This window comes from Pseudomonas sp. LB3P14, from assembly GCF_054898045.1.
Window position 1 is genome coordinate 3,205,930 of the sequence record NZ_CM142714.1, and the last position, 26,852, is coordinate 3,232,781.

The 26,852-nt window shown below is 57.2% G+C and carries 27 protein-coding genes; 12 read left to right on the top strand and 15 right to left on the bottom strand.

What is annotated here, in order from left to right; all coding sequences use genetic code 11:
• Positions 1–15: 15 nt before the first annotated feature.
• The 4 genes from ACYZT5_RS14995 to ACYZT5_RS15010 all read right to left on the bottom strand — a co-directional run bounded on the left by ACYZT5_RS14995 (position 16) and on the right by ACYZT5_RS15010 (position 4,176).
• The gene (locus ACYZT5_RS14995; protein ID WP_462051776.1) at positions 16–516 is read right to left on the bottom strand and encodes a sigma-70 family RNA polymerase sigma factor; all 501 of its coding nucleotides are present in this window, start codon (positions 514–516) and stop codon (positions 16–18) included.
• A 217-nt stretch (positions 517–733) separates the two neighbouring features.
• Positions 734–1,627 (bottom strand): helix-turn-helix transcriptional regulator, encoded by an 894-nt coding sequence (locus ACYZT5_RS15000; RefSeq protein WP_462051777.1) that lies wholly within the window; start codon positions 1,625–1,627, stop codon positions 734–736.
• Positions 1,624–3,042: an aminotransferase gene (locus ACYZT5_RS15005; RefSeq protein ID WP_462051778.1), complete on the bottom strand. Its 1,419-nt coding sequence runs from the start codon at positions 3,040–3,042 to the stop codon at positions 1,624–1,626. The genes ACYZT5_RS15000 and ACYZT5_RS15005 overlap by 4 nt, the downstream gene beginning before the upstream one ends.
• A gap of 30 nt (positions 3,043–3,072) precedes the next feature.
• Complete coding sequence (locus ACYZT5_RS15010; protein ID WP_462051779.1) at positions 3,073–4,176, bottom strand: polyamine ABC transporter substrate-binding protein; 1,104 nt, start codon at positions 4,174–4,176, stop codon at positions 3,073–3,075.
• Positions 4,177–4,404: 228 nt separating this feature from the next.
• Between ACYZT5_RS15010 and ACYZT5_RS15015 the strand changes: the two genes are divergently transcribed.
• Together ACYZT5_RS15015 and ACYZT5_RS15020 are read left to right on the top strand one after the other, a co-directional pair.
• The gene (locus ACYZT5_RS15015) at positions 4,405–5,187 is read left to right on the top strand and encodes an enoyl-CoA hydratase (protein WP_462051780.1); all 783 of its coding nucleotides are present in this window, start codon (positions 4,405–4,407) and stop codon (positions 5,185–5,187) included.
• Positions 5,184–6,365 carry an acetyl-CoA C-acyltransferase family protein gene (locus tag ACYZT5_RS15020; protein ID WP_462051781.1) on the top strand — a complete coding sequence of 394 codons (1,182 nt, stop codon included), beginning with the start codon at positions 5,184–5,186 and terminating at the stop codon, positions 6,363–6,365. The genes ACYZT5_RS15015 and ACYZT5_RS15020 overlap by 4 nt, the downstream gene beginning before the upstream one ends.
• A gap of 75 nt (positions 6,366–6,440) precedes the next feature.
• Here ACYZT5_RS15020 and ACYZT5_RS15025 read toward each other — a convergent pair whose 3' ends face one another.
• Both ACYZT5_RS15025 and ACYZT5_RS15030 read right to left on the bottom strand, forming a co-directional pair.
• Positions 6,441–6,695 carry a hypothetical protein gene (locus ACYZT5_RS15025; protein ID WP_462051782.1) on the bottom strand — a complete coding sequence of 85 codons (255 nt, stop codon included), beginning with the start codon at positions 6,693–6,695 and terminating at the stop codon, positions 6,441–6,443.
• Positions 6,696–6,728: 33 nt separating this feature from the next.
• Positions 6,729–7,115, bottom strand: a complete 387-nt coding sequence (locus ACYZT5_RS15030) for a DUF6124 family protein (RefSeq protein ID WP_462051783.1) — start codon at positions 7,113–7,115, stop codon at positions 6,729–6,731.
• A gap of 395 nt (positions 7,116–7,510) precedes the next feature.
• Between ACYZT5_RS15030 and ACYZT5_RS15035 the strand changes: the two genes are divergently transcribed.
• Positions 7,511–8,107 carry a helix-turn-helix transcriptional regulator gene (locus ACYZT5_RS15035; protein WP_462051784.1) on the top strand — a complete coding sequence of 199 codons (597 nt, stop codon included), beginning with the start codon at positions 7,511–7,513 and terminating at the stop codon, positions 8,105–8,107.
• On the top strand, positions 8,097–8,975 hold the full coding sequence (locus ACYZT5_RS15040) for a queuosine precursor transporter (RefSeq protein WP_462051785.1): 879 nt from the start codon (positions 8,097–8,099) through the stop codon (positions 8,973–8,975). Before ACYZT5_RS15035 ends, ACYZT5_RS15040 begins: the two co-directional genes overlap by 11 nt.
• Positions 8,976–9,033: 58 nt before the next feature.
• Here the strand turns inward: ACYZT5_RS15040 and queC are convergent, their stop codons facing one another.
• Positions 9,034–9,723, bottom strand: a complete 690-nt coding sequence (queC, locus tag ACYZT5_RS15045; protein WP_462051786.1) for a 7-cyano-7-deazaguanine synthase QueC — start codon at positions 9,721–9,723, stop codon at positions 9,034–9,036.
• A gap of 300 nt (positions 9,724–10,023) precedes the next feature.
• Here queC and ACYZT5_RS15050 point away from each other — a divergent pair, with 300 nt between their 5' ends.
• From ACYZT5_RS15050 to ACYZT5_RS15060, 3 genes are all read left to right on the top strand, one after another.
• The gene (locus ACYZT5_RS15050) at positions 10,024–11,193 is read left to right on the top strand and encodes an aromatic ring-hydroxylating oxygenase subunit alpha (RefSeq protein ID WP_462051787.1); all 1,170 of its coding nucleotides are present in this window, start codon (positions 10,024–10,026) and stop codon (positions 11,191–11,193) included.
• 160 nt (positions 11,194–11,353) lie between these two features.
• Complete coding sequence (locus ACYZT5_RS15055; protein WP_462051788.1) at positions 11,354–13,015, top strand: choline dehydrogenase; 1,662 nt, start codon at positions 11,354–11,356, stop codon at positions 13,013–13,015.
• A gap of 22 nt (positions 13,016–13,037) precedes the next feature.
• Entirely contained in the window at positions 13,038–14,111 is a 1,074-nt protein-coding gene (locus ACYZT5_RS15060) for a GlxA family transcriptional regulator (protein ID WP_462051789.1), read from the top strand.
• Between the two features lie 2 nt (positions 14,112–14,113).
• Here the strand turns inward: ACYZT5_RS15060 and ACYZT5_RS15065 are convergent, their stop codons facing one another.
• From ACYZT5_RS15065 to ACYZT5_RS15075, 3 genes are all read right to left on the bottom strand, one after another.
• Entirely contained in the window at positions 14,114–14,842 is a 729-nt protein-coding gene (locus ACYZT5_RS15065; protein ID WP_462051790.1) for a class II aldolase and adducin N-terminal domain-containing protein, read from the bottom strand.
• Between the two features lie 140 nt (positions 14,843–14,982).
• Positions 14,983–15,834 carry a hypothetical protein gene (locus ACYZT5_RS15070; RefSeq protein WP_462051791.1) on the bottom strand — a complete coding sequence of 284 codons (852 nt, stop codon included), beginning with the start codon at positions 15,832–15,834 and terminating at the stop codon, positions 14,983–14,985.
• A gap of 53 nt (positions 15,835–15,887) precedes the next feature.
• Positions 15,888–16,505, bottom strand: a complete 618-nt coding sequence (locus ACYZT5_RS15075; RefSeq protein ID WP_462051792.1) for a hypothetical protein — start codon at positions 16,503–16,505, stop codon at positions 15,888–15,890.
• Positions 16,506–16,905: 400 nt separating this feature from the next.
• Here ACYZT5_RS15075 and ACYZT5_RS15080 point away from each other — a divergent pair, with 400 nt between their 5' ends.
• Positions 16,906–18,027, top strand: a complete 1,122-nt coding sequence (locus tag ACYZT5_RS15080) for an HlyD family secretion protein (RefSeq protein ID WP_462051793.1) — start codon at positions 16,906–16,908, stop codon at positions 18,025–18,027.
• Positions 18,024–19,616, top strand: a complete 1,593-nt coding sequence (locus ACYZT5_RS15085) for a DHA2 family efflux MFS transporter permease subunit (RefSeq protein ID WP_462051794.1) — start codon at positions 18,024–18,026, stop codon at positions 19,614–19,616. Before ACYZT5_RS15080 ends, ACYZT5_RS15085 begins: the two co-directional genes overlap by 4 nt.
• Before the next feature lie 23 nt (positions 19,617–19,639).
• On the opposite strand, the gene ACYZT5_RS15090 is transcribed toward ACYZT5_RS15085, so the two are convergent.
• From ACYZT5_RS15090 to ACYZT5_RS15110, 5 genes are all read right to left on the bottom strand, one after another.
• Positions 19,640–20,080 (bottom strand): carboxymuconolactone decarboxylase family protein, encoded by a 441-nt coding sequence (locus ACYZT5_RS15090; RefSeq protein ID WP_462051795.1) that lies wholly within the window; start codon positions 20,078–20,080, stop codon positions 19,640–19,642.
• Positions 20,081–20,268: 188 nt separating this feature from the next.
• On the bottom strand, positions 20,269–21,711 hold the full coding sequence (locus tag ACYZT5_RS15095; RefSeq protein ID WP_462051796.1) for a mechanosensitive ion channel domain-containing protein: 1,443 nt from the start codon (positions 21,709–21,711) through the stop codon (positions 20,269–20,271).
• A gap of 120 nt (positions 21,712–21,831) precedes the next feature.
• Positions 21,832–22,458 (bottom strand): isochorismate family cysteine hydrolase YcaC, encoded by a 627-nt coding sequence (ycaC, locus tag ACYZT5_RS15100; RefSeq protein WP_348128206.1) that lies wholly within the window; start codon positions 22,456–22,458, stop codon positions 21,832–21,834.
• Positions 22,459–22,514: 56 nt separating this feature from the next.
• Positions 22,515–23,198: an isochorismatase family protein gene (locus tag ACYZT5_RS15105; protein WP_462051797.1), complete on the bottom strand. Its 684-nt coding sequence runs from the start codon at positions 23,196–23,198 to the stop codon at positions 22,515–22,517.
• Positions 23,199–23,291: 93 nt separating this feature from the next.
• Positions 23,292–24,158, bottom strand: a complete 867-nt coding sequence (locus ACYZT5_RS15110; protein ID WP_462051798.1) for a pirin family protein — start codon at positions 24,156–24,158, stop codon at positions 23,292–23,294.
• A 107-nt stretch (positions 24,159–24,265) separates the two neighbouring features.
• Here ACYZT5_RS15110 and ACYZT5_RS15115 point away from each other — a divergent pair, with 107 nt between their 5' ends.
• The 3 genes from ACYZT5_RS15115 to dkgB all read left to right on the top strand — a co-directional run bounded on the left by ACYZT5_RS15115 (position 24,266) and on the right by dkgB (position 26,851).
• Entirely contained in the window at positions 24,266–25,171 is a 906-nt protein-coding gene (locus ACYZT5_RS15115) for a LysR substrate-binding domain-containing protein (protein WP_462051799.1), read from the top strand.
• 96 nt (positions 25,172–25,267) lie between these two features.
• Positions 25,268–25,807 (top strand): PaaI family thioesterase, encoded by a 540-nt coding sequence (locus ACYZT5_RS15120; protein WP_462051800.1) that lies wholly within the window; start codon positions 25,268–25,270, stop codon positions 25,805–25,807.
• A gap of 240 nt (positions 25,808–26,047) precedes the next feature.
• Positions 26,048–26,851: a 2,5-didehydrogluconate reductase DkgB gene (gene dkgB / locus ACYZT5_RS15125; protein WP_462051801.1), complete on the top strand. Its 804-nt coding sequence runs from the start codon at positions 26,048–26,050 to the stop codon at positions 26,849–26,851.
• Position 26,852: the final 1 nt, after the last annotated feature.

Genomic DNA, 26,852 nt, shown 5'->3' on the forward strand with positions numbered 1-26,852 from the left:
AGAAGGCACGGCCGATCATGGCTGCAATCCGTCAAGGCGGTCGCGCAGATGCCGCAGCGTGCGGATCATATACTTTTCCACCATGTTCTTGGACAGTCCCAGGCGTTCGGCGATTTCGGCCTGGGTCAGGCCTTCGATCTTCTGCCAGACAAACACCTTGCGGCAATTGATCGGCAGCTCGCTGAGTGCCCGTTCGATGGAGTCAGCCAACTGGATCGCCTGCATGAAATGCTCCGGGTCGCCGGACGACGACGCACTGTGATCGATCGCCTCCGACTCCATGGCGCCCCGCCGATCCTCACGCCGATAACCATCCACCGCGATGTTGCGCGCGGTCTGGTGCAAATACGCCCGAGGTTGTGCAACCAAAGCCGAATCGGACTCAAGCACCCTCACAAAGGTGTCGTGGGCCAGGTCCTCGGCCTGCTGACGATTTCTCAGGCGACGGGTCCAGGTCCCGACCAACTCTTCGTAGTGCTCGAAAAAGCCGTGTCTGCGGGGCAGCTTGGGGGTCATTGCGGTGTGCTGTGGAGACGGAGCGCGAATAATAATGCTTCCTATTAACTGGAAGCAATGGATTCCACGTCGGCGGGTTCACCGTTAGTCAGTCAGCCTGAGAGTGCGCCTGACGTACCGTCGTCGTCGGTGCAACTTGGAGACCGAGGTGATGCTATCGCGGGCAAGCCCGCTCCCACAGGGTTCTCGATGGACCACAGTTCCTGTGGACGACCGTCTAGTGCTTGCGCAACCACTCGATAAACAGTGCAAACAGCTCCGACTGTGAACCGATATTCAACTTCAGATAAAGATTCTTGCGGTGCATGCGGACCGTCTCCGGCGAAATGCTCATTTGGCTGGCCGTGGATTTGACGGAGTGCCCTCGGAGCACCATGTGTGCCACTTCCCGCTCCCGTTCAGTCAGCAAGTCGCAGCCGAAGTTTTCGAAAGCGGACTGCACTCGTTGCTTGAGATCGTCACGCACGCCTTGATTGACGGTGCTGTGCTGCAAACCGCGGCGTCCATATTCGCTGATAAATTCCCGCACCAACGGCTCAACCGCCCGCAGCAGATTGAGTTGTTCAGCCCTCAGCCCTTCCCCGCCGAATCCTTGAAACAGGCTCACCGAAACCTTCGTGTCATTACCGGTATCGACAATGTAAAAACTGTCTTCCGAACTTCCGGCCTTCAAGTAGTAAGTTTTGTAGTACTCGGTATCGAAGAAGTTGTCCGGTGCAATTTCCTCCAGGTGATAAAACCCTTCCGCCAATCCTTGCTCCACCGCCAGACAGAACGGGTCAAGCAGGTAGCCCCCGGAAAAATAGCGGTCGATGATCGACTCCCGGTATTTGTCCGCAATACCGCGCTGATACAGCAATTGCGGCGGGCGGTCCTTGTGCTCCAGGCTGATCATCACCGACTCGATGGACACCAGATGCCCGAAGGCCGACGCCAGGTAGCGAAGCGCGTCAGGCTCATCGATATGGGCGAATGCCTCGCGCATTTCCCCGTGCCATTTATGCAATGCCCCGAAGGGCAAGGCGATCAACGTATCGTCTTTTGGTTTGCTCATGCCCCGCAGTCTAGCGGGTGAACCGGCAACGGGTAACTGCAGATTCGGTGAATTCATTGCCCGAAATACTGGCCGTTTTGCTCAAGCTCGGCCGCCACTTCAAGAATGCACACGCGCAGGATTTCGACGATTTCATCGACCTGGACGCAAGAGAGAATCAGCGGCGGCGACATGACATTGAGGTGCATGATCGGCCGCACCAGCAACCCTCGAGCCTGTGCACGCGAGTGAATCATCTCGCCAATGTTGATCTCGTCGGCAAACAACGCCTTGGTGCGCTTGTCGGCGACAAACTCCACGCACGCCATGAACTTCTGGCAGCGCACATCACCCACTAACGGCAAGTCGCTGAGCGTGGCGAGCCGCTCTTCCAGATACGCGCCGACAACGTCGACATGTTCCAGCAGGTTTTCCCGCTCGATGATTTCGATGTTTTTCAGCGCCGCCGTGCAGCAGACCGGATGGCCGCTGTAGGTGAAGCCATGGGTAAAGCAGCGACCCTTTCCGGGCTCGGCGATGACTTTCCAGATGCGGTCGGAAAAGATGCAGGCACCCAACGGCAAATAGGCGGACGTCAGCCCTTTGGCTGTGGTGATGATATCGGGCTGCACCTCGAACAAATCGTATGAAGCGAAGAACTTGCCCAAGCGCCCGAACGAAGTCACTACTTCATCGGCGACAAACAAGATGTCGTAGCGCTGGCAGACTTCCCACATGCGTTTCAGATAACCCTTGGGTGGAATAATCACCCCGCCGGAGCCCATGATCGGTTCGGCAAAAAAACCCGCAACCTTGTCCGCGCCGATCGACAGAATCTTGTCCTCGAACTCCTTGATCAGAAACTCGAGAAACTGCGCCTCGTCCATACCGTCCGGTGCCCGATAAGGATTGGGGTTGGACACGTGGTGAATCTTGTCGTTGGCGTAATCGAATTCCGGCACACGGTCGGCGGCCTTGTTGCCGATCGACATCGTCAGAGTGGTGGAACCGTGATAGGCGTTAAAACGGGCGATGACGTGCTTCTTCTCCGGTTTGCCACGGCAGTTCTGGTAGTACTGAATCAGTCGGTACGCGGTGTCCACGGCGGTGGAGCCGCCGGTGGTGAGGAACACATGATCGAGATCCCCCGGCGCCAGGCTGGCGAGCTTCTCGCACAACTGGATGGCCACGTTGTTGGACATGTCGGAAAACGGGTTCGAATACGCCAGTTGCCGGACCTGATCGGCAATCGCCAGCGCCATTTCCTCGCGCCCCAAACCGATGTTCGTGCACCACATGCCACCGACAGCGTCCAGAAAACGACTGCCCTGAGTGTCGTAAATGTAGGCGCCATCACCGGCAACAATGTTCAGGGAGCCCTGTTCGCTGTGCTCGTCAAACATGTGGTAGCCGTGCATGTAGTGAGCTTTATCGGCTTTAACTAGCCGGGAGTCATCAACGGCGGACACTACTTTCTGAGTTGGAGTAGCCATACGAAAACCTCAAACCGAATAATTGAACGATCAAATCCCGCTCTTCACCGTGCTCCAGACGCGGGTCATGGCGCGCATGTCTTTCGCATCCTGGGTTTTTTGCGGAAACAGGCGTAGGCGGGTTGCCTCATCGGGATAAATTGCCGGATTGGTTCGCACATCCGCCTGCACTAACGGGGTGGCCGCCGCGTTGCTGTTGGCGTAATGAATGTAGTCAGTCACGTCCGCCATCACCTGTGGCTGCATCAAGTACTCAAGGAACTTGTGCGCATTGGCGACATGCGGCGCATCGGCCGGGATGTACATGTTGTCAAACCAGATCAGCGAACCTTCCTTGGGAATGAAGTAAGCCAGTTTGATCTTCAGCTTGGCTTCTTCGGCGCGGGCCATGGCCGTTGCGTAATCGCCAGACCAGGTCATGGCCATGCACACATCGCCGTTGGGCAGACTGGTCAGGTAGTTGACCGAATCGAACTTGCGGATGTACGGCCTGATCGACAGCAGCAATTCCTGTGCAGCTTCAAGATCTTCAGCCGCGGCGCTTCTCGGGTCTCGCCCCAGATACTTGAGGGCCAGCGGAATGACTTCGGTGGGCGCGTCGACCAGGGTGACGCCGCAATCGGCAAAGCGCGAGACGATTTTCGGATCGAAGATCATCGCCAGCGAACCAATCGGCGCATCCGGCATGCGTTCCTTGATCTTGTCTACGTTGTAGGTAATGCCGTTACTGCCCCAGGTATAAGGCGCGGAATACAGCGTGCCGGCATCAAATCCCTGCAAGTCCTGCAAGACTTTCGGGTCAAGGTTCGTCCAGCCAGGCAGTAACTTTTTATCCAGCGGTTGAAACACCTTGGCTTTGATCAGTGGCGGCGCAAGGGAAGCATTCAACACCACCAAGTCATATCCGGAGTGGCCGGTGAGCAACTTTGCCTGAACCGTTTCGTAGGCATCGAAGGTGTCGTAAATAACCTTGATGCCTGTGGCTTTCTGAAAGTTGGCAATGGTTTTTTCGCCGATGTAATCCGCCCAGTTATAAAGCCGCAGCGTATTGCTATCGTCCACTTCGGCGCCGTGGACGCCCGCCGACAGCGGCACAAGTAACGCACCAAGAATCACCATGAAGGCCTTGCGCATAGCAAATTCACCTTATCAAGCGAGTTCCGTTCTGGATGACCGGATGAATCCACTATTCAGCGATTCGGCAAACGGCACCATACCCCGAATGGGTGTGTGCACCGGTTTACGGCGCTCGGTGTGGCGCGACATGGCAAAAAGCAGCAGTTTCGTTGACTCGTTTTGTCATAGATCCGGCGCGGGTCGGGCGCTTAGAGTGCCCCACGCACAGAACAGCCAGGGCACTCAATGAACGACCTGATCAAACAACAACGAAACGAAGGCGTACTGACGCTCACTTTTGACCGCCCCGACAAACTCAACGCACTGAACAACAGCATGTATACGCAGCTGGCCGACCTGTTGTTGGCCGCAGATGAAGACGACGAAACCCGGGTGATCATTCTCACGGGTGGAGCCTCGTGTTTTACCAGTGGCAACGATCTGGCGGATTTTCTTCAGCATCCCCCGACCGATCTGGACAGCCCGGCGTTTCGCCTGATGCGCGTGGTCATCCATCTGCAGAAGCCGTTGATCGCAGCCGTTTGCGGAGCGGCCATCGGGATTGGCACCACCCTGCTGCTGCATTGCGATCAGGTACTGGTCACGCGAAACGCCAAGCTGCGCATGCCGTTCGTGAACCTGGGCCTGTGCCCGGAGTTTGGCGCAAGCCTGTTGCTGCCTCGCCTGCTCGGCCATGCCCGGGCGGCACGTCTGCTGCTATGGGGCGACAGCCTGGACGGTGCCGACGCCGTTGCGTGTGGACTGGCCAACGAACTGTTCGATGACGGGCAGCAATGCCTGGCGGCCGCGCAGCAACTGGCCCGGCGACTGCTGGCCTTACCCCAGGAGGCCCTGCGCCAGACCCGGCAATTACTCAAACAGACGTCGATGCCGGAACTTCAGGCCACCATTCGTCAAGAGAACCTGCTGTTCATCAAGCGCCTGAAAAGCCCTGAAGCGCAGACGGCGTTGAACGCCATACTTAATCGCAGTACAGAAAAAAACTCATCCATAGGAACGCCGTCATGAACACCCCAGAAGTTTTTGTAGTCAGCGCCGCGCGCACCGCCATCGGCACCTTCGGTGGCTCGCTCAAGGACGTTCCCCTGGCCGATCTGGCGACCACGGCCGTCAAGGCAGCCTTGCAACGTTCCGGCGTCGACCCGGCGCAGATCGGCCATCTGGTGATGGGCAACGTGATCCCGACCGAAACCCGGGATGCCTATATTTCCCGGATTGCCGCGATAAACGCCGGCATCCCGAAAGAGACGCCGGCGTACAACGTCAACCGCCTCTGCGGTTCCGGCCTGCAAGCCATTATCAGCGCGGCCCAGACCTTGTTGCTGGGCGATGCCGAGATTGCGATCGGTGCCGGTGCCGAGTCCATGAGCCGCGGACCGTACCTGATGCCTTCCGCGCGTTGGGGTTCGCGCATGGGCAACGTTCAGGCCATCGACTACATGTTGGGCATCCTGCATGACCCGTTCCAGGGCATCCACATGGGCATCACCGCCGAGAACGTCGCCGAGCGCAACGGCATCACGCGCGAAATGCAGGATGCGCTAGCCCTCGAAGATCAAAAACGCGCGGCGTTCGCAATTGCCAATGGCTACTTCAGCGAGCAAATCGCCGCCGTCGAAATCCGTGATCGCAAGGAAACCAAGCTGTTCAGCATCGACGAACACCCTCGTGCCACCTCGCTGGAACTACTGGCGCAGATGAAACCGGCGTTCAAGAAGGACGGTTCGGTCACGGCCGGCAATGCTTCGGGCCTGAACGACGGTGCTGCGGCGCTGGTCATGGCCACCGGCAGCGCGGTTCAGGTCAACAACCTGCGCCCGCTCGCCCGCTTGGTCAGCTATGCCCACGCTGGCGTCGAACCGGAACTGATGGGCCTCGGACCGATTCCCGCCACGCGCCTCGCACTCAAGCGCGCAGGTTTGACCGTGGCTGATCTGGACGTGATCGAAGCCAACATCGCCTTCGCCGCCCAGGCCTGTGCGGTCAGCCAGGAACTGGACCTCGACCCGGCCAAGGTCAACCCGAACGGTTCGGGCATTTCCCTGGGCCACCCGGTGGGTGCGACAGGGGCGATCATCGCCACCAAAGCCATCCATGAACTGCATCGCACCAACGGTCGTTATGCGCTGGTGACCATGTGCATTGGTGGTGGGCAGGGGATTGCGGCGATTTTTGAGCGGGTTTGAAAACAGACCTGACACGTACAGGACGATAAAAAACCAACCTGTTTGTAAAGGGGCGCCGAATGGCGCCCTTTTTTTCTACGCTGAAACCTGCGCCTGCAATCGTCGTCCGACGACATCCATCAAATCACAGCCATCGCGCAGTGAAGTCACCAATACCCGCGCCAGCTCACTATAGGCACCCTCGCCAAACGCAAAACTTTCCAGCAGTTGCGTTGCGGTACGAATGCGGTAGGCCGCGGTTTCATGCAACACGTCCAGTGGTGCTTCAGTGTCAATCAACAATGATGGGACGTTGCAGTCGACGCCGGTAACAGGCGTGTATCGATCCATGACGAAAAACCTCCATTGGGTAAAGGCACACGATTATTCAGCATTGGCCGTTGGACGAACTGCAGACGATCCCCGAGGTGGTTCCAGGTTGTCCAGCGCTCGATTGACCAGCAATTCGCCCAGCGCGGACAGTTGCTGAATACCCACAATGACATGGCGACGAGGGCCTTCCAGTTCACGGGCGAGATCGGTGGCCATGACACTGAGGGAGGCGAGGGTTTCAGAGGCGTGACAGAGCAGGGATTCCATGTCGACATCCGGAACGACGGCGAAGAAATGGTTGGCAGATTTGGGACGTGGGTGATTGCGCAGGGGCACGCTGACGAGTTGTTCGGTGACTTTGGCGGGACTGGATGAATTGACGGTGTCGTTGGGGGAATGGTTTGGTGATTCCGCGGATTGGGTGGCGGATTTTTTCATAACAGAGCTCCTTGCAAGGGTAGAAAGCGCCCGTCTCTTGCCTTCAACCAGGATTGGGTGACGGCTATGCAGGGCGGACCGGTATATTTATTACCAGAAAATTCTATTTAATTAATCAAATAAATGAACATCTGTGTAATTAAATGATTCTCGCCTGATTAATGTTTTTCGGCTCTTCCTAGTTACTGTAAGAAACTTCTATTAATCGAGTAGGCAGCGTCTTACATACACTATCAGAACCCAATCGCGGCAATAGGAAATAATCCACAGCTGTTTAAGCTGCGTAAAAAATTATCTTTTTTGTCCAGGGGCTAGGCGTGTAGGATGTTGCATTCAAAGCGAATCACCTCCATACGTGCGATCTATTGCAACGGCAAGCAAATGGTAAATATTTAATGCACAAGAAAGACAGAACGGAAAAATTAAAAAATAACATCAAGTACCTGATAAAGAGCCGTGGGGAGACTAGGCTTTCCTTGTGCAATGCTAGCGGATTGACCAGAACGACAATCTATAACATTTTGGAAGGAAGGGTTGTCCATGTACAACAATCTACCATTCGAAAAATATCGGATTTTTTTGGCGTGTCTTATAAGGAAATAGAGACGGTAGATTTTGAAGAGAAAGAAATAATAGAGAGTAGCGTCTCACTACATGGAAATATGAATCCGGCAGCAGTCCCGGTCATTAGAGAGAGCTTGCTAATTGAAAGTCTGGACAAAAGAATTGGTGAGTTGGCCATCACGCATCCGCTGACATATTACTTCGGCACGGCCTGCAACTTAATAGGTGTGCTTCTGGAGAATGAAATTTGTGGAATGAACGAACCAGGTGATATTTTGATAGTGAAGAAGGGGTTATCGAGTGGTGACGGAGACAAATTGGCGTACGACAAAACAACAAAAAAACTGCGTATTACCAGTGACGGCTTTGACACTGACACTAGCTACATTATTGGAGCAGTGATCGAGGAAAGATTTAATGGTAATTAACAACGAAGCCGAAAACAGCAAATACAAATTGTTGGGTTTTGAGAAAAATAAAAACCTTGTCATTATTATGGTGATCTCCACAGGAAAAATTATAAAAATAAAGATAGGTGAGGTATTAAGAAGCGAAATAATAGACAACCTAAGCAAGCTGGAAATCAAGGACATATACCGGAAATATTACTCTGGCGGGACCGCGCCAACCACCTACGAAATGAATGATCGCCATGAACGATCCTGGATGATCTATGTTGTTCTAAATGTACTTCTGCTTTCACTTTACATCTTCACAAACATTGCCGCGACTAAACTTGTTTATTTGCAATGGTTTGATCTTGTCGTACCTCCTGCTGTTTTCCTTTACCCTCTAACATTTTTAGTCGTTGATTTGTTGAACGAGACCTACGGGCTTAGACTGGCAAGGAGAGCCCTGCTATTTGCTTTTTCAAGTAACGCTCTAGTTGTTTTACTAATGAACGCAGTCATTTATCTCCCTGGATTACCTGGATGGAAACTTGATGTACCGTATGAAGAAGTCGTCACTCACGTGTCGTCAGTTCTAGTAGCATCATCCGTTTCGTTTCTTTTTTCGGAATACGTAAACTCTTACTTGCTTTGTAAAATAAAAGAGCTTACCAACTCCAGACTTCTATTTTTGCGCGTATTTTTTAGCACTTTCTTCGCAGTGATAATAGATAGCATTCTTTTTTGCTACATTGCGTTTTATGGCGCAATGCAAAATAGCGATATACTTAATATGGTTTACGCGCAGATAGCGATAAAAATGTGCTTCGCTGTATTGAACATTTTTCCAGCTTACGGAGCAAGGTCATTATTTAAAAGATATATAGCAGGAGCCAAAACCACCTAAAACTCGGGGAGAGTGAGCTTATTACAATTGCGCACCCTCCCAGCAACACAATGTCTATCTATAATTCCATTTTTATTTTTAGACTATCCAAAACTTCCACTCTATTTTCCAGAAACTTACTCAATCCTTTTGCACGAAGAGCACATGCATCACAGTCGCCGCACCCACTCCCCATTATCCCGTTGTAGCAAGTCAACGTGTGGCACCGAATCAAATCCAGCTGCTTATGGTAATCAGCCAAGGCCCAAGTCTCTGCCTTATTCAGCCGCATAAGCGGCGTCTCGATTCGTATCTTATAGTCCATGCCCAAGTGGATGGCGCTGTTCAACACCTTAACAAACTCATCGCCACAATCCGGGTAGCCAGAACTCTCTGTTTCACAAACACCTGTGATGACAGCTTCAGCACCCACTTGATAGGCATAAATAGAAGCCAACGTTAAAAAAAGAATATTCCTGCCAGGTACGAACGTATCAGGCACGCCGTCCCCCGTACTCCTTGCAATTGGAATGTTGTCACGCGTCAAACTGCTAATGGCCAGTTCGTTTAGCAATGAAGCGTCCAATACTTTGTGTACCTTCACACCAAGCTGTTTTGAAAGTTGTTGCGCCACTTCGATTTCCGCACGATGGCACTGGCCATAATCAAACGTAATGCAATGAATTTCATCGTACATCGGCAATGCATGGATCAAGCAGGTGGTTGAGTCTTGTCCGCCGCTGAAAACGATAACGGCCTTTCTGGTCATGGTTCGTTCTTCCTTGGGGTGTCTCGGCAGGGTGCCGGGCCGTTGACCCTACCGGGAAGCTCAAACTCTGGGTGTGGGAGGTTTCCGAAATGACCGTCTCCGATTTCCGTTTGTGTCAGTTCTTTGCTGGATTCCCGAGGGATTTTCCAACCAGTCACCCCTGATGACCCGTTTCAAACGCTTGATGATTTCTCCCTGCAACTGGTCGCAATCCATCAATCCCGCCGCCTCCCCGCGCCCTAGATTAACTCCCAGAACAAGCAGCCGTGCCGTGCGGCCAGTCACTGTGGAGATCGCCCCATGCAAAGTTTCCAAACCCGCAAACAGCAAAGCCCCGTCGACGGCTGGGACCATCAGGACCCGGAAGAGGCCTTCACCCTGCCCTCGCGTTACTTCTTCGACGAGACCCTGTTCAAGGCCGAACGCGACAACATTTTCATGCACGCCTGGCACGTGGCCGGGCACGTCAGCGAATTCGCCGAGCCGGGGCAGTACGTGGTGACGGATCTGTTCGACCAGAGCGTGGTGGTGGCGAAGAATCGTCAGGGCCAGATCCATGCGTTCCACAACGTTTGCCAGCATCGCGGCAACCGCTTGCTCGAAGCGCGTCGCGGCACTACCGGCGGCGTGGTCCGCTGCGCCTATCACTCGTGGTGCTACGAGATGGACGGCAGCCTGCGCAGCGCGCCGCGTTGCGAGAAGATGAAGAACTTCGAGCTGCAACAGTTCAACATTCCGCAGATCCGCACCGAAGAACTGGGCGGGTTCATTTACTTCAACCTCGACCCGGCGGCGCCGTCGTTGCGGGACCTGTTCCCCGGTGCCGATGAGGAAATGCGTCGGGTGTTTCCGGACCTTGCGAACATGCGCCTGATCAAGGAGCAGGACGTGATCGTGCCGGCCAACTGGAAGGTGATCATGGACAACTCCATCGAGGGCTATCACTTCAAGTTGTCCGGGCCGTGCCACATCGACCTCGCCAAGCTGATCGACTTCAAGGGCTATCAGTTGACCAAACGCGACAACTGGTGGACCTACGTCGCCCCGGCCAACCTCTCGGTGACCGAAGCCTATGGCGTACCGCTGAAAAGCCAGGTGAACCCCAACGAGTGCTTTTTCAACATCGGCCTGTGGCCGAACAACACGTTCTATACCTTCCCGTTCTCGGAGTTTCTCGGCTCGTTCATCATGATTCCGCTGGATGCCGAACGCTCGCTGCTGCGCTTTGGTTACTACTCCCCCCACACCGAGACCGCTGCGGTCACCGAGTCCTGCATGAAGTGGATGAATGAGGATTTGGGACCGGAAGACATCGCGTTGAACATCTCGGTGCAGAAAGGCCTGCACTCTCTGGGCTACGACCAGGGTCGTTACATGATCGACGCCCAGCGCAGCAATGAAAGCGAGCACCTGGTGCATCACTTCCATCGCCTGGTGTTCAACGGTATTCACGGGCCGTCTTCAGTCTGAGACATCACAGTACCTGTGGGAGCGGCGGTGCGGCGATCCGACTTGCCCGCGATTGCGGTGTATCAGCAACACAAATGTCTACTGACACTCCCTCATCGCGAGCAGGCTCGCTCCCACAGGTTTTGTGTCGTGATTTTTAATTAATGGAGCACAGCGAACCATGGCCGATCATGCGTTTGATTACCTGATTGTGGGCGCCGGGTCTGCGGGCTGCGTGTTGGCCAACCGTTTGGGTGAAGACCCGTCGGTGCAGATTTTAGTGCTGGAAGCCGGCCCGGCGGACAAGAGCTGGACCATCGACATGCCCTCCGCGGTGGGAATCGTGGTCGGCGGTACGCGCTACAACTGGAGCTACAGCTCCGAGCCGGAACCGTATCTGCAGGGACGCCGGATCGGCACACCACGAGGTCGGACGCTGGGCGGTTCGTCGTCGATCAACGGCATGGTCTACATCCGTGGCCATGCCCGGGATTACGACGGTTGGGCTGAGCAAGGCTGCGAGGGCTGGCGTTATCAGCAAGTGCTGCCGTACTTCAAGCGAGCGCAAACCCACGCCGACGGCGCGGATGATTACCGAGGGGCGACAGGGCATTTGCACGTCACACCGGGCGATACGGCGACCCCCTTGTGTGCCGCATTTTTAGCTGCTGGCGCCGAGGCCGGGTATGGCTTGAGCAGCGACTTGAACGGTTATCGACAGGAAGCTTTCGGGCCAGTGGATCGCACCACTCGCGCCGGGCGGCGCTGGAGCACTTCGCGGGGTTATCTGAGCGAGGCGCTGGCTCGGGGCAATGTTCGGGTGGCCACCGACGCGTTGGCGTTGCGCATCCTGTTCGATGGCAATCGCGCTGTCGGAATCGAATACGAGCAGAACGGTGAGACTCATAACGCTCACGCCCGACGAGAAGTATTACTGACTGCCGGAGCGATCAACTCACCGCAGTTGTTGTTGCTGTCGGGCGTGGGTCCGGCGGCCGAATTGCGGGATCTGGGGATCACGGTGAAACATGACCTGCCCGGTGTTGGCCGCCGGCTCAACGACCATCCGGACACCGTCGTGCAGTACCTGTGCAAGAAACCGGTGTCGCTGTATCCGTGGACCACCGCGCCGGGCAAGTGGTGGATCGGCGCACGCTGGTTCGCCACCCACGACGGATTGGCGGCGAGCAATCATTTCGAGGCCGGCGCGTTCATCCGCTCCCGCGCGGGCGTAGAACACCCGGATTTGCAACTGACCTTCATGCCGCTGGCCGTACAACCGGGCAGCGTCGATCTGGTGCCCGGCCACGCCTTCCAGATCCATATCGACCTGATGCGCCCCACCAGCCTGGGCAGCGTCACGCTGAACAGCGCCGACCCTCGACAGCCGCCGCGCATCCTGTTCAATTACCTGAAAACCGAGCAGGATCGCGCTGACATGCGCGCCGGTGCGCGGCTGGTGCGCGAGATTATCGAGCAACCGGCCATGGCCGCGTTCAAAGGTGAAGAGTTGGTCCCGGGCCCCGGCGCACAGAGCGATGAAGCGCTGGATGCCTGGGCCAGGCAGGTCACGGCAACCGGCTACCATGCCAGCGGCACCTGCAAGATGGGACCGGCCGTTGATCCGGAAGCGGTGGTCGATGCGCAGCTGCGAGTGCATGGCCTCGACGGCTTGCGGGTGGTGGACGCCTCGATCATGCCGGTGATCGTCAGCGGCAACACCAATGCGCCGACGGTGATGATCGCGGAAAAGGCCAGCGACATGATTCGCGGATTGATGCCCCTGCCGCCCTCTGATGCGCCGGTGTGGATACATCCGCAGTGGCAGACGCGGCAACGATGATGTTTGAACGCAGAGATGACTCATGAGCAATCAACCGTCCGACAGCGCAGCGCCCCCCGAAACCCGTTTCACCTGGCGGCGCGGCGATGTCGCGCCGTTGCGGGTGGCGGTGCTGCTGTTGCCGTCATTTTCCAACTTCGGGTTAGCCGCGGTGCTGGAGCCGCTGGCCATCGCCAACTGGCTGACCCAGCGCCAACTGTTTGAGTGGACATTGTTATCGCTGGACGGTGAACCGGTGCAGGCCAGCAATGGCCTGAGCACCGTGGCCAACGAGGGTCTGTGCGCCGATCAGGGTTTCGATGTGTGCCTGGTGATCGCCAGTTTCGATGTGCACAAACACAGCCGCAACCTGGCGCTCAAAAGCTGGCTGCGCAAACAGGCGTTGTTCGGCGCGGTGTTGATGGGTGTGGAAACCGGCACTGAATTACTCGCGGCCGCCGGCGTGCTCGATGGCTATGAAGCCGCGGTGCACTGGGACAATCTTCAGGGCTTTCAGGAGAGCTATCCCCGCGTTCACGCCAAGCCGCAGCTCTATACGCTTGAGCGCCAGCGCATGACCTGCGCCGGCGCAACGACGACGCTGGACATGCTGCTCGGCTGGATCGGCCAAAGCATCGACAGCGATCTGGCGCGGGAGATCGGCATGCACCTGCTGATGGGCCATGTACGTGCACCGGCGGACAATCAACTCGATGGCGGCCTGACCAACACCGGCCTGTACGGCAGCAAGATTCGTCGTGCGGTACAGTTGATGGAAAAGGCGCTGGAAGAACCACTCGATTGCGAGGCGATTGCCAGCCAGGTCGGCCTCTCGCGGCGACAACTGGAGCGGCAGTTCAAGCATCAGACCGGCCTGTCGCCGCTCAAGTACTACATCACTTTGCGACTGGCCAAGGCCCACAGTTTGCTGCAACAGACGCGCCTGAGCGTCGCGCAAGTGGCGGCCTGCTCAGGGTTTGGTTCGCTGGAGCACTTTTCCCGCACCTATCGCGCCCGCTTCGGTTGCCCGCCCAGTGAGGACCGCAGCCAGGTCTGGACCGCCCCGGTGATGCGTCAGCCGCTGCGCAAGGAGCACCGGCCCGCCGAGGCGGATTGAATTCATAGCCGATAACCCGCTTCTTCCTCGTCCAGAATGCCCATCAGCGCGTTGAAATGTTTGTCGGCGAAGCCTGGGTAATCGAGCCATTGTCGACAGGTCTTGCGGGCGATTTCATCACTGGCGATGCGCAACTCGCGGCCGGTTGAAAGCGCGGTGATGTAGGTCTCGCAGGCCCGTTCGAAGTAGTACAGATCATCGAACGCCTGGGCGATGGTCGGCGCCGCGACCAGCAGGCCATGGTTGCCCATCAGCAGAATCGGTTTGTCTCCCAGCACATGGCTGACGCGCTCGGCTTCGTCCCCCAAGCCCATGCCATCGAATCCGTCGTCGATGGCCACCCGCTCAAAAAACCGCATGGCGTTCTGCTCGATCGGCGGCAGCCGCGAATCCGTCAGGCAGGCCAGCGCCGTCGCATATCTGGAATGCGTGTGGAGGATGCAACGGGCGTGCGGCTGGTTGCGATGCAAGGCGCTGTGCAAGGCCCATGCGGTGATGTCCGGCGCGTCCGGGCGATCCAGGCTCGCAGGGTCATCGGCATTCACCAGCAGCAGGTCGCTGGCCTTGATCCGTGAGAAATGCTTGCCGTACGGATTGATCAAAAATTCCCGCCCGTCACCCGATACCGCCACGCTGAAGTGATTGGCGATGGACTCATGCAGGTTCAGCCGCGCCGCCCAGCGAAAGGCGCAGGCCAGGCGGATTCTCAGTTGCTCGACAGGTTGATTCATCGCGTCCCCCACCATTCGTTTAACCGGATGCTTGGCAGTGTAGAGAGACGCCTTGCGCGCACTTGACGGGAAACGACATTGACTGCCGTTATCCAGCGGCGTTGCGACCGTGGGAAAACGGCGTGATTATGCCATTTTCATCACAGTGCTCGAAGCATATGTTGGATAGCTTTGTGGCCGGACTTTGGAGCATCGGTAAAAAAGTCCGCGATACGCGCTGCAAACTTTTGAGTATTTTGGAAGGATTCATTCATTGTCAGAGCAGTGTCGTTGACGGACACCATGACAAAAGCACTTTGACCGTTGCCTATAAAACCGATGGATGCGCGATCGTCACCATGATTCAAAATTATTAAAAATGAATTTCTGGTAATCGGGCACTTTTCAACTTCCCACTCTGGAGGCTCGTCCACATAAAAAACCTGAGCAAGCCTTGATAGAAAAGAAGCCCGACGAGTAGCTTCCCTCTGCAGTCGCTGCTTGGCCAGGACCAATACTTGACTCCAAGCATCAACGTCAAACGAAACGTATTGAGGGCATTCGCCGCACTCAGTGGGCGACTCATTGAGTACATATTGCAACCTGGGAGACATGCAAGTGCCATAAGAAACAGAGGTGACCATTTCTTTTTTATACATGTTCAAGAATTTTTTAATAGTCGACCCGGTAGATCCGGCCATCAAACCAGAATCTTCAGTTCCTGTCGGCAAATCTAAATAAAGATCATCAAAAACCAATGACTCTGAAATCCTGTCAAAAGGCTTACCATCATTTACCCAGCTGGTAGGCGAACTTTGAGGATGCTCATCTTCAAAATGCTCCAGCAGTGAAACGAGCCGATCTCGTTGAGTCGGGTCGGCCATGATCTCGGAGAGCAGCGCCGCTGACGCTTCGTAACCATTTTGAGTATCCAGATCAGCACTGAAGCCCTTCATTTCGCGAAGTGCGTGGGCAAGTTCAGCCTTGGAGAGTCTAGGTCTGGCATCTGTCATAAAATTCACTCTACCTTTCGGCCTTCAGCAGCGCAAAGCGTAACCAAGACCGCCTATCGCCGAGCATCATATAGAGCAGAAAACGCCTGTGCGTCCGCTCCGTTGAAGTGGAAATACTCTTCAGGTCGTCCCCTGCGCCATACTGCCGTGATGCAGCCGTTGGTGGGCAAAAGACGTCTCATCTTGCAACTGGTTCCGTAGAACTCGATGAGTTTCCTGCCACCTTTAGGATCTGCACGCAGCAATAATTCCCCGTCATCGCCCTCATCCAGGGCCGCCTGAATCGTGCAATCAATCAATGCCTTGGCAACACCACGGACCACTGGCTGCTCCAAAAACTGCTCATAGGCTTCTGACGGAGCATCGGAAAGGTACCAAGTGAACGCGCGCTGCCGTTCCACGCCCTCGACATTGCAATGCAGTTTCGGAACGATGGATAGCATCCCAATCGGAAACTCTTGCTCACCTTTCGAAACGATAACGCACATTGCCTTACCTTTTTCGGAGGAATTACCAGGCATTTGGGTGAGGTAGTTATGGATCGCCACAAATCTTAGATACGTTGGCCATCGCCATCCAACGTCAGCGCGAACTCGCCTGTTCGTTGCCCCATCATGTGAGTAATGGCTATTGACGAGAGGCTGAACTTTTTCATGCCATTGTTTGGCCAACGTTGTAGTCATCGGTACGACGCAGACTTTCACCTGAAAGGGATTTCCAAAGGCGTCATAGGCCGGCAGGGAGGAAATGGGCCGTTATAGCGGCATGAGGAGCTTCCTTGCGAGTTTGATTTTCGAATACCTTGTGGATCGATTTGAGCCGCCATTTAGCAAAACTCCTGTTTTGCGTACGTTTCAAATCAGCTATTGAAGCTAGCACAGGCAGCAAAATTCTGTGTCCATGCGCTTTTTTCCGGATGTTTCTTACGCCCTGCACGATTAAACCGATCTCCCACCTTCCCAGCTTGCAAACACGCACCTGACGACCGGCAACAAAAATCAATTGCCACAAAATATTACCTGCGTCATATTACACGCGTAATAAAGACCCGATTCCAACAGGTATTTCTCCATGACCAGCATGCCCAGCCTTGAAACCGACCTTGCTGTCCCGGTGAGCACACCCAAGCCTCCTCTGCTCAAACGGTTGATCTTGCTCGCTGCGGTCATTGCTGCCCTGGTGTTCGCCGGGCTGTATGCAACTCACTGGTGGACCGCCGGCCGTTTCATCGAAGAGACCGACGACGCTTACATCGGCGGCGACGTGACGGTGATCGGGCCGAAGGTGGCGGGTTACATCGAAGAAGTGCTGGTGAACGACAACCAGAAGGTCAAGGCCGGCGATGTGCTGATTCGTCTCGACTCCCGCGACTACCGCGCCAACCTGGCCAAGGCCGAAGGTGCGGTGGCTGCCGAAGAAGCGCTGCTCGCCAACCTCGATGCCACCGAAGAATTGCAGCACGCGGTGATCGGCCAGGCCCGCGCCGGGATCGATGCAGCCGGCGCCGAAACCGCCCGCTCCCGGGATGACGATGCTCGTTACAAAAAACTGGTCGGCAGCAACGCCGTCTCGGTGGAAAGCGCCCAACGAGCCAACGCCACCTTCAAGACCGCCCAGGCCCTCAGTGCCCGGGCCCAGGCTGAACTGCTAGCGTCCCAGCGTCAGCTGAACGTGATAGCAACCCAGAAACAGCAAGCCCGCGCTGCACTGATGCAGGCCCGGGCCGAACGTGATTTGGCGCAATTGAATGTGGGCTACACCGAACTGAAAGCCCCGGTAGACGGTGTGATCGGCAATCGCCGGGCGCGAGTCGGCGCGTATGCCCAGGCCGGTTCGCAACTGCTGTCGGTGGTACCTGCCAGCGGGCTGTGGGTCGACGCGAACTTCAAGGAAGATCAACTGGCGAGGATGACGCCGGGGCAACGGGTGATCATTCATGCCGACGTGCTCTCGGGGCAGGTATTCCACGGTCATCTGGACAGCCTCGCGCCGGCCAGCGGCGCGCAGTTCAGCGTACTGCCACCGGAAAACGCCACCGGCAACTTCACCAAAATCGTTCAGCGGGTGCCGGTGCGCATCGTTCTTGATCCGGCCGATGGCGTGCTGGGCCATCTGCGTCCGGGCCTGTCGGTCACCGCTGAAGTGGACACGCGCAAGGAACCTCAAACGCCAGCCGTAGCCAGCGCGCCATGAGCCGCGCCCTCGCCGCCCCCGCGCAACCATTCAATGCCGCCGACATGGCAACGGCGACCAAGGTCTTCGCCTTCGCCACCATGTGCATCGGCATGTTCATTGCGCTGCTGGATATTCAGATCGTCTCGGCATCGTTGCGTGATATCGGCGGCGGGCTCTCGGCCGGCACCGACGAAACGGCGTGGGTGCAAACCAGTTACCTGATCGCCGAAATCATCGTGATCCCGCTGTCCGGCTGGCTCTCCCGAGTGTTCTCGACACGCTGGCTGTTCTGCGCTTCGGCGGTGGGCTTCACCTTGGCCAGCCTGCTCTGCGGCGCAGCCTGGAACATCCAGAGCATGATCGCCTTCCGCGCCCTCCAAGGGTTTCTCGGTGGTTCGATGATCCCGCTGGTGTTCACCACCGCATTCTTTTTCTTCACCGGCAAGCAACGGGTGATCGCTGCTGCAACCATTGGCGCGGTGGCATCGTTGGCACCGACCCTGGGGCCGGTCATCGGTGGCTGGATTACCGACGTTTCATCCTGGCACTGGCTGTTCTATATCAACCTGGTACCGGGGATATTCGTCGCGGTGGCGGTGCCGATGCTGGTGAAAATCGACCAACCGGAACTGTCACTGCTCAAAGGTGCCGACTACTTGAGCATGGTGTTCATGGCGCTGTTTCTCGGTTGCCTGGAATACACCCTCGAAGAAGGCCCACGCTGGAACTGGTTCAGCGACAGCACGATTCTGACCACGGCGTGGATCAGCGGACTGGCCGGCCTGGCGTTCATCGGTCGAACCCTGCACGTCGCCAACCCGGTCGTCGATCTGCGCGCCTTGAAAGATCGCAACTTCGCCCTTGGCTGTTTCTTTTCGTTCGTCACCGGGATCGGCCTGTTCGCCACCATTTACCTGACGCCGCTGTTTCTCGGCCGGGTGCGTGGCTACGGTGCACTGGACATTGGTCTGGCGGTTTTCTCCACCGGGGTGTTCCAGATCATGGCGATTCCGCTGTACGCCTTTCTGGCCAACCGCATTGATCTGCGCTGGATCATGATGACCGGCCTGGGATTGTTCGCGTTGTCGATGTGGGATTTCAGCCCGATCACCCATGACTGGGGGGCTAAAGAATTGATGTTGCCGCAAGCCTTGCGCGGGATTGCCCAGCAATTGGCGGTGCCGCCGGCGGTGACGTTGACCTTGGGAGGGCTGGCACCGGCGCGGCTCAAACATGCTTCGGGACTATTCAACCTGATGCGAAACCTGGGTGGCGCCATTGGTATTGCCGCGTGCGCGACCATTCTCAATGACCGCACCAACCTGCACTTCACCCGGTTGGCGGAAAACCTCAACAGCACCAACGAAGCACTGAATCAGTGGCTGTCCCAGGTCGGCAACAACTTCGCCGCCCTCGGCCAAAGCGGCGACGCGGGCGTCACCGCCAGCCTGCATCAGCTCTGGCTGCTGACCTACCGTGAAGCGCAGACACAAACCTACGGCGACGCCTTCCTGATGATCATGGTCTGCTTCATCCTCGCCACGGCGATGGTGCCCTTGATGCGCAGGGTGCAACCACCGGCCGCGCCGAGTGCGGATGCTCATTGAGTCCTGGGGTTGCTCCAAAAAAATCAGGCCTGAGGCATTTTGCGGAAGCCAACCGCCAGGCGGTTCCAGGCGTTGATGGTCGTAATGGCCACGGTCAAGTCGACCATTTCCTTGGGACTGAACTCGGAAGTAGCCAGTTCGTAATCTTCGTCCGGAGCGTGGGTCTGGCTCAGCAGCGTGAGGGATTCGGTCCAGGCCAGCGCCGCGCGTTCACGCGGGGTGAAGAACGGCGTTTCACGCCAGACCGACACCGCGTACAGCCGACGTTCGGTTTCGCCACCCTTGCGGGCATCGGCGGTGTGCATGTCGACGCAGAAGGCGCAGCCGTTGATCTGGGAAGCGCGCAGCTTGACCAGTTCGATCAGCGTCTTTTCCAGAGGCAGCTTCGACACAGCGGTTTCCAGAGCGATCATGGCTTTCAGTGCGTCAGGGGAAGCAGTGTAGAAATCGATACGCGGTTGCATGGTGGGCTCCAGTCACAAAGGGTGTGGGGCTACGTTAATCCCATGCGTCCATCTTACAAATAGCCAATATTTCAGAAATCGAGGAAGCCATTGGGGCTGCGAAAAGAAAGTGCGCCGCGCACTTCGAAGATTTCGGCGACTGTTGATTTCTGATCTGAATTCCAGGGTGAACCGGCCATCGCCCATCGCTATGTCCGACTACGCAACCACTTCAAAAATCCCTTCTTCTCCACAACCTTAGGCGCTTCCTGAGTCAGCGACTGAGCCTTGTTCAAGCGGAAATCCAGCAACGCCTTCATCGCTTCACTGATGTCATGCCGCGCATCCAGACACGGTTTGAGGTATTCCCTCTCGATCCGGTACAAGCTGCAGAACGTCTTGGCACTGAAGTCCGCCGGTAGCGCCGTATCGGACAAAATCCCGCCCTCGCCGATCACCTCACCCGGCCCCATGCGCCCGGACTCGAACTTGACCCCACCGCGGCTCAGCTCCACGGACACGACGCCGGATTCGATGATGAACAAATGATCGCTGACCTCCCCCGCCGGCAGGATCATTTCACCGGCGCGGAAGGTTTGCAGTGTCATGTTCTGACTGAAGGTTTCTTTCTCCTCCTGACGCAGGGTCGAGAAAATGTTCGAGGCGTCCAGCAATGCCCGTGGCCGTGACAGGTTGGCAGGTGCATTCGGTTCGACGCTCGACAACAAGCTGACACCCGACGCCTGCAAGTGCCGGAACGCCAGGTCGAACAGCAGATTACGGACCATGCGCTTCTGATCCATGGAGACCACGAAACCGCTGATTTCGTATTCCACACCCGTGGCGCTGGAGCCTTTCAACGCTACGCTCGGTGCCGGTTTGTTCAACAGATAGCGGCATCCTTGCATCGCCCGTTCCAGGGCGTCGATCACCGTTTGCGGACGAGCGTGCGGGCTCAGTTGCAAGCTGATGGATACGCCGAAAATGTCACTGGGCCGGCTGAAGTTGATGATCTTGGCCTTGGCTGCCAGGGAGTTGGGGATCACCGCCATGCTGCCCTGGGCCGTTTGCAGGCGCGTCGCGCGCCAGTCGATATCGGTGACTCGACCTTCGGTGCCGTCGATGGAGATCCAGTCATCCAGTTGATAGGGTTTGGTGGTGTTCAGAACGATCCCGGAGAACACGTCGCTGAGGGTACTTTGCAAGGCCAGGCCGACAATGATCGCCAACGCCCCGGACGTTGCCAGCACACCCTTGACCGGCAGATCGAGTACGTACGCCAGGGCGGCGATGATCGCAATCAGGAAAATCACCGCGCCGAGCAGATCCTGCAGCAAGCGCCCGGTGTGCCCGACCCGTTGCATCATCACCGTGCCGATCAGCACTGTCAGGGTTCGTGCGCCGAACAGCCACCAGCCGATCTGCAAACCGGTGGCCGCCAGGTGCAGCGGGACATTGTCGGGCCAGGGCGCCGTCTCCATGGGGTTCATGCCTTCGTTGAACAGCAGGACACTGAACAAAGAGAAAATCACCAGCCGTATGGCCAGTTTCCAGTGGCTGCCATTGGCACTGAGCAGGCGCCACAGCCCAAGATCGATAAGGATCAAAACCATGGCGCAGAGCAGTGGGTGATCGGTGAGCAGTGACAGCATCAAGCAACTCCAGCGAAGGCCAATGAACGGAAGATCGCACATATTTCCCTTGTGGAGTTATAGCTTTGAAAAACAAAAAAGGGCCTCGAATGAGGCCCTTTTCTATTCATCAATCCAACATTACTTGCTGTTGGTCAGGGCGTTGTAGCTGGTAAACAGGTTGCGGTAGTCCGGGATGTGGTTGGAGAACAAAGTACCCAAGCCTTCCACATCATTGCGCCAGTCGCGATGCAGCTCACAGGCCAGGCCGAACCAGGTCATCAGTTGCGCGCCAGAGGCCGACATGCGGTCCCAGGCCGATTGACGGGTCAGCTCGTTGAAGGTGCCGGAAGCGTCAGTCACCACAAACACGTCGAAGCCTTCCGCCAGGGCCGACAGCGCCGGGAAGGCCACGCACACTTCGGTCACCACGCCAGCGATGATCAGTTGTTTCTTGCCGGTGGCCTTGATCGCCTTGACGAAGTCTTCGTTGTCCCAGGCATTGATCTGGCCAGGACGGGCGATGTACGGCGCGTCCGGGAACAGCGCCTTGAGCTCAGGGACCAGCGGGCCGTTGGGGCCGGTTTCGAAACTGGTGGTGAGGATGGTCGGCAGCTTGAAGTACTTGGCCAGGTCAGCCAGGGCCAGCACGTTGTTCTTGAAACGGTCCGGCTCGATGTCGCGCACCAGAGAAAGCAGACCCGCCTGGTGATCGACCAACAGAACGGCGGCGTTATCCTTATCGAGACGTTTGTAAGAGGTAGTCATGGGAGTAATCCTCGCTTTTTATCGATGCCGAATGGAAGTCGGCGTGGGGTACCCGGTTAGCGCTGGGAGTCCAGCACTTCGTGTTCGTTCGCCACTTGCTGAGCCTTCAGATAGCTCTCGATCAACAATTGATAATGCGGCATGGCCTGGGCGTAGACCGCCGCCCACTGCTCAGCGTCTGGACGGTTCCACGAGCCTTGCAGCTCAGAGAGCGTAGCCATGATGTCGATAGGCACCACCCCGGCTTGCGTCAATCGGGCAATTGTCAGATCAGTGGCCAGTTTCGAGTGGTTGCCGCTAGCGTCGACCACCGCAAACACTTTGTAGCCTTCATGCACCGCCGCGATGGACGGGAACGCCAGGCAAACGCTGGTCAGGGTGCCGGCGATCACCAGGGTTTTCTTGCCGGTAGCTTTTACTGCCGCATGGAATTCCTGATTGTCCCAGGCGTTGATTTCACCTTTGCGTGCCACGTATTGGGCGTGCGGTGCTGCCTCGTGAATCTCTGGAATCAGCGGCCCGTTCGGCCCTTGCGGTACGGAGGCGGTGGTGATCACCGGCATCTTCAGCAGGGTCGCGGCTTTGGCCAGGGCAATCGCGTTGGCGCGCAGTTGCGGCACGTCGATGTCCTTGACGATCTGGAACAATCCGCTCTGGTGGTCGATCAACAGCATCGCGCTGTCGTTGGGATCGATGGTCGGTTTCTGGCCATTGAAGTTGGCCGCGTTGACGGTACTCATGTGCGTCTCCTCTTTCTTTCAGGCAACAGCCATCCCTGGCCCGGGAACCGGCCTACGCATCCTGTGTAGAGCGGGTTGTTGAACCTGTACGGGTTAACCGTGCATCTGACCAAACCGGCCGGACTGGAAGTCGGCGAAGGCTTGGTGAATCTCTTGCTCGGTGTTCATCACGAACGGACCGTGACCGACGATCGGCTCGTCGATCGGCTCGCCACTGAGCAACAACACGACGGCGTCGTTATTGGCTTCCAGGCTGATCTGCCGGCCATCGCGTTCGAACAACGCCAACTGCCCTTCGCGCACCAGTTCCACACCGTTGACCTGAACAGTGCCACGCAACACTACAAGTGCCGTGTTACGACCTTCGTGCAGGTCCAGAGTCAGCAACTTGCCGCCATTGAGGCGCAGGTCCCATACGTCAATCGGGGTAAACGTCCGCGCCGGGCCGCTATGGCCGTCGAACTGACCGGCAATCAAGCGCAGGCTGCCGGCCTGGTCCTTGAGCGCGATGCTCGGGATGTCGCCATCGAGAATCGTCTGGTAACCGGCGTCGGCCATTTTGTCCTTGGCCGGCAGGTTGACCCACAGCTGAACCATTTCCAGGGTGCCGCCGCGCTTGGCGAACCCTTCGGAGTGGAATTCTTCGTGGAGAATCCCCGACGCTGCGGTCATCCATTGCACGTCGCCAGGGCCGATCTTGCCGCCGCTGCCGGTGGAGTCGCGGTGCTCCAGTTCGCCCTTATAAACGATAGTCACGGTTTCGAAACCGCGGTGTGGATGCTGACCAACGCCACGGCGCTCAGTGGTCGGGGTGAATTCGGCGGGACCGGCGTGATCGAGCAGCAAAAACGGGCTGATGTGCTTGCCCAGGTTGTCGTAGGAAAACAGCGTGCGAACCGGAAACCCATCGCCGACCCAATGGGTCCGTGGGCTGGTGTAGATACCGATGATGTTTTTCATGGTGTCTCCGAATGGGGTGAGTGACGCGATGGACAAAGCTTAAAACTGAACCCTTTGATGCACTAGACTGCAAAAATCAGCCTTAGCGTTCTATAGGGAGAACGATAGTGGAAGACCTCAACACCCTCTACTACTTCACCCAAGTGGTGGAACACCACGGTTTCGCCCCGGCAGGCCGGGCGCTGGACATGCCCAAATCGAAGCTCAGCCGACGCATTGCCGAACTCGAAGAACGCCTCGGTGTGCGCCTGCTGCACCGCACCAGCCGGCATTGTTCACTGACAGAAATCGGCCAGGCCTATTACCAGCGTTGCCTGGCCATGCGCGTGGAAGCGGAAAGCGCTGCCGAACTGATAGAGCGCAATCGCTCCGAACCCCAAGGGCTGGTGCGCATCAGTTGCCCCACAGCCCTGCTCAATTCCTGGGTCGGGCCGATGCTGACCCGCTACATGCTCAAGTACCCGTTGGTGGAGTTGTTCATCGAGAGCACTAACCGGCGGGTCGACCTGATCCATGAGGGTTTCGACATTGCTTTGCGGGTGCGCTTTCCGCCGCTGGAAAACACCGACATGGTGATGAAGGTACTGGGCAACAGCACCCAGTGCCTGGTGGGCGCTCCGACCTTTGGCAAAGGCCTTTCGTCACCCGCGTCCCCGGCCGACCTCAGCGGTCTGCCGAGTCTGCACTGGGGTGCGGCGCAGCGTGAATATCAGTGGGAACTGTTCGGTGCGCAGGGCGCTAGCGCATTGATTCGACACACGCCGCGAATGGTCACCGATGACCTGTTGGCATTGCGTCACGCGGTGCTCGCGGGGATTGGCATCGCCCACCTGCCCAGCGTGGTGGTGCGCGATGACATCGCTGCCGGACGCCTGGTGGAGCTGGTGCCAGGCTGGGCCCCCAAGTGCGGGATCGTCCACGCGATTTTCCCGTCACGCCGGGGGCTGCTGCCGTCGGTACGGACGTTGATCGACTTTCTGGGCGAGGAATTCAGCCACAGCGATATTGCTTGAGGGACACGACACGCGGGGCTGGCGGAGTTTTTATTTCGGACATAATATTGGCCTGAATTACAACCATAATATCCATTCCCGTCCGAGGACATGCTCATGCAAAGCCCGAACCGCGAAGCCACGCTCGCCCAATGGATCGCCCAGGAACAGGCCATGCGCGCCCGCCTCGCCGGCCCGGGCAGTCTGTCCATGGCCGAGGTCAGCGCCCTGTCACCCGCCGAGTTTTTCGAAGGCATCGGCGACGGTGAACTGCCCTCGCCGCCGATCGGCGCGCTAATGGACTTCATCCCGATCGAATGGTCCGCCGGAATGTTCATCTTTCAAGGCACGCCGGATTCGCGGCATTACAACCCGTTGGGCAGCGTGCATGGCGGCTATGCCGCGACCTTGCTGGATTCGTGCATGGGCTGTGCGATTCATACGCAGCTGAAAAAGGGTCAGGGTTATACGACGCTGGATTTGCGAATCAGCTATGTTCGTGCGCTGAACCATGCCAGCGGACCGGTGCGGGCCGAGGGCAAGATTGTTCATCTGGGGCGCTCGACGGCGTTGGCCGAGGGGCGGATTTATGACGTGGATGGGCGGTTGTATGCGACGGGGTCGACCACCTGCATGATTCTTGAGGCTCGGGTGTAAGACTTTAAACCGAGTCGCGGCCTTCGCGAGCAGGCTCGCTCCCACAGGGGATCTGTGGTGTACGCAAATCCAATGTGGGAGCGAGCCTGCTCGCGAAGGCGCCAGATCAAACACCACAAAACCTTCTGCCGACTCGATTCATGACTTGCGGTAAACATTGCTTTGCCGATCCAGCGGTTTTTCTCAAGGATGCAGGCGCGGATACTCGTGCCCATTCCCACTGCAACCCTGGAGTCATTGATGTCTATTCCCGCATTCGGTCTTGGTACTTTTCGCTTGCAAGGCCAGGTGGTCATCGATTCGGTGAGCACTGGCCTGGAGCTTGGCTATCGAGCCATCGATACCGCGCAAATCTACGAGAACGAAGCCGAGGTCGGCGAGGCCATCGTCGCCAGCGGCATCGCCCGTGAAGAGCTGTTCATCACCAGCAAGATCTGGGTCGCCAACTTTGCCAGGGATCGACTGATCGACAGCCTCAAAGAAAGCCTGCAAAAGCTGCAAACCGACTACCTGGACCTGACCCTGATCCACTGGCCGTCCCCGGAAGACCAGGTGCCGGTCGAAGAATTCATGGACGTCCTGCTCGAAGCCAAAAAACTCGGCCTGACCCGGCAGATCGGGGTGTCCAACTTCACCGTCGACCTGATGAAACAGGCCATCGCCGCGGTCGGGGCCGAAAACATCGCGACCAACCAGATCGAATTGCACCCCTACCTGCAAAACCGCAAGGTCGTCGAGTTCGCGCAAAGCCAGGGCATCCAGATCACCTCGTACATGACGCTCGCTTACGGCGAAGTGCTGAAAGACCCGGTGATCCAGCAGATCGCCGATCGCCTTCAGGCGACACCGGCACACGTCACCCTGGCCTGGGCCATGCAACTGGGTTACGCAGTGATCCCTTCGTCGACCAAACGCGCCAACCTCGCCAGCAACCTGAAAGCTTGCGCCATGACCTTGAGCGACGCCGACATGGCGTTGATCGCCGGTCTGGATCGCGGCCATCGACTGACCAGCCCCAAAGGCATCGCGCCACACTGGGATTAAG

Coding starts and splice junctions, on each gene's coding strand:
- ACYZT5_RS15095 (WP_462051796.1), bottom strand. CDS start 21,711: ATGCTGTCACTGCTCACCGATCACCCACTGCTCTGCGCCATGGTTTTG.
- ACYZT5_RS15070 (WP_462051791.1), bottom strand. CDS start 15,834: ATGACAGATGCCAGACCTAGACTCTCCAAGGCTGAACTTGCCCACGCA.
- ACYZT5_RS15085 (WP_462051794.1), top strand. CDS start 18,024: ATGAGCCGCGCCCTCGCCGCCCCCGCGCAACCATTCAATGCCGCCGAC.
- ycaC (WP_348128206.1), bottom strand. CDS start 22,458: ATGACTACCTCTTACAAACGTCTCGATAAGGATAACGCCGCCGTTCTG.
- ACYZT5_RS15050 (WP_462051787.1), top strand. CDS start 10,024: ATGCAAAGTTTCCAAACCCGCAAACAGCAAAGCCCCGTCGACGGCTGG.
- ACYZT5_RS15000 (WP_462051777.1), bottom strand. CDS start 1,627: ATGAATTCACCGAATCTGCAGTTACCCGTTGCCGGTTCACCCGCTAGA.
- queC (WP_462051786.1), bottom strand. CDS start 9,723: ATGACCAGAAAGGCCGTTATCGTTTTCAGCGGCGGACAAGACTCAACC.
- ACYZT5_RS15025 (WP_462051782.1), bottom strand. CDS start 6,695: ATGGATCGATACACGCCTGTTACCGGCGTCGACTGCAACGTCCCATCA.
- ACYZT5_RS15060 (WP_462051789.1), top strand. CDS start 13,038: ATGAGCAATCAACCGTCCGACAGCGCAGCGCCCCCCGAAACCCGTTTC.
- ACYZT5_RS15090 (WP_462051795.1), bottom strand. CDS start 20,080: ATGCAACCGCGTATCGATTTCTACACTGCTTCCCCTGACGCACTGAAA.
- ACYZT5_RS15080 (WP_462051793.1), top strand. CDS start 16,906: ATGACCAGCATGCCCAGCCTTGAAACCGACCTTGCTGTCCCGGTGAGC.
- ACYZT5_RS15035 (WP_462051784.1), top strand. CDS start 7,511: ATGCACAAGAAAGACAGAACGGAAAAATTAAAAAATAACATCAAGTAC.
- ACYZT5_RS15005 (WP_462051778.1), bottom strand. CDS start 3,042: ATGGCTACTCCAACTCAGAAAGTAGTGTCCGCCGTTGATGACTCCCGG.
- ACYZT5_RS15020 (WP_462051781.1), top strand. CDS start 5,184: ATGAACACCCCAGAAGTTTTTGTAGTCAGCGCCGCGCGCACCGCCATC.
- ACYZT5_RS15015 (WP_462051780.1), top strand. CDS start 4,405: ATGAACGACCTGATCAAACAACAACGAAACGAAGGCGTACTGACGCTC.
- ACYZT5_RS15110 (WP_462051798.1), bottom strand. CDS start 24,158: ATGAAAAACATCATCGGTATCTACACCAGCCCACGGACCCATTGGGTC.
- ACYZT5_RS15010 (WP_462051779.1), bottom strand. CDS start 4,176: ATGCGCAAGGCCTTCATGGTGATTCTTGGTGCGTTACTTGTGCCGCTG.
- ACYZT5_RS15030 (WP_462051783.1), bottom strand. CDS start 7,115: ATGAAAAAATCCGCCACCCAATCCGCGGAATCACCAAACCATTCCCCC.
- ACYZT5_RS14995 (WP_462051776.1), bottom strand. CDS start 516: ATGACCCCCAAGCTGCCCCGCAGACACGGCTTTTTCGAGCACTACGAA.
- ACYZT5_RS15065 (WP_462051790.1), bottom strand. CDS start 14,842: ATGAATCAACCTGTCGAGCAACTGAGAATCCGCCTGGCCTGCGCCTTT.
- ACYZT5_RS15040 (WP_462051785.1), top strand. CDS start 8,097: ATGGTAATTAACAACGAAGCCGAAAACAGCAAATACAAATTGTTGGGT.
- ACYZT5_RS15120 (WP_462051800.1), top strand. CDS start 25,268: ATGCAAAGCCCGAACCGCGAAGCCACGCTCGCCCAATGGATCGCCCAG.
- dkgB (WP_462051801.1), top strand. CDS start 26,048: ATGTCTATTCCCGCATTCGGTCTTGGTACTTTTCGCTTGCAAGGCCAG.
- ACYZT5_RS15105 (WP_462051797.1), bottom strand. CDS start 23,198: ATGAGTACCGTCAACGCGGCCAACTTCAATGGCCAGAAACCGACCATC.
- ACYZT5_RS15055 (WP_462051788.1), top strand. CDS start 11,354: ATGGCCGATCATGCGTTTGATTACCTGATTGTGGGCGCCGGGTCTGCG.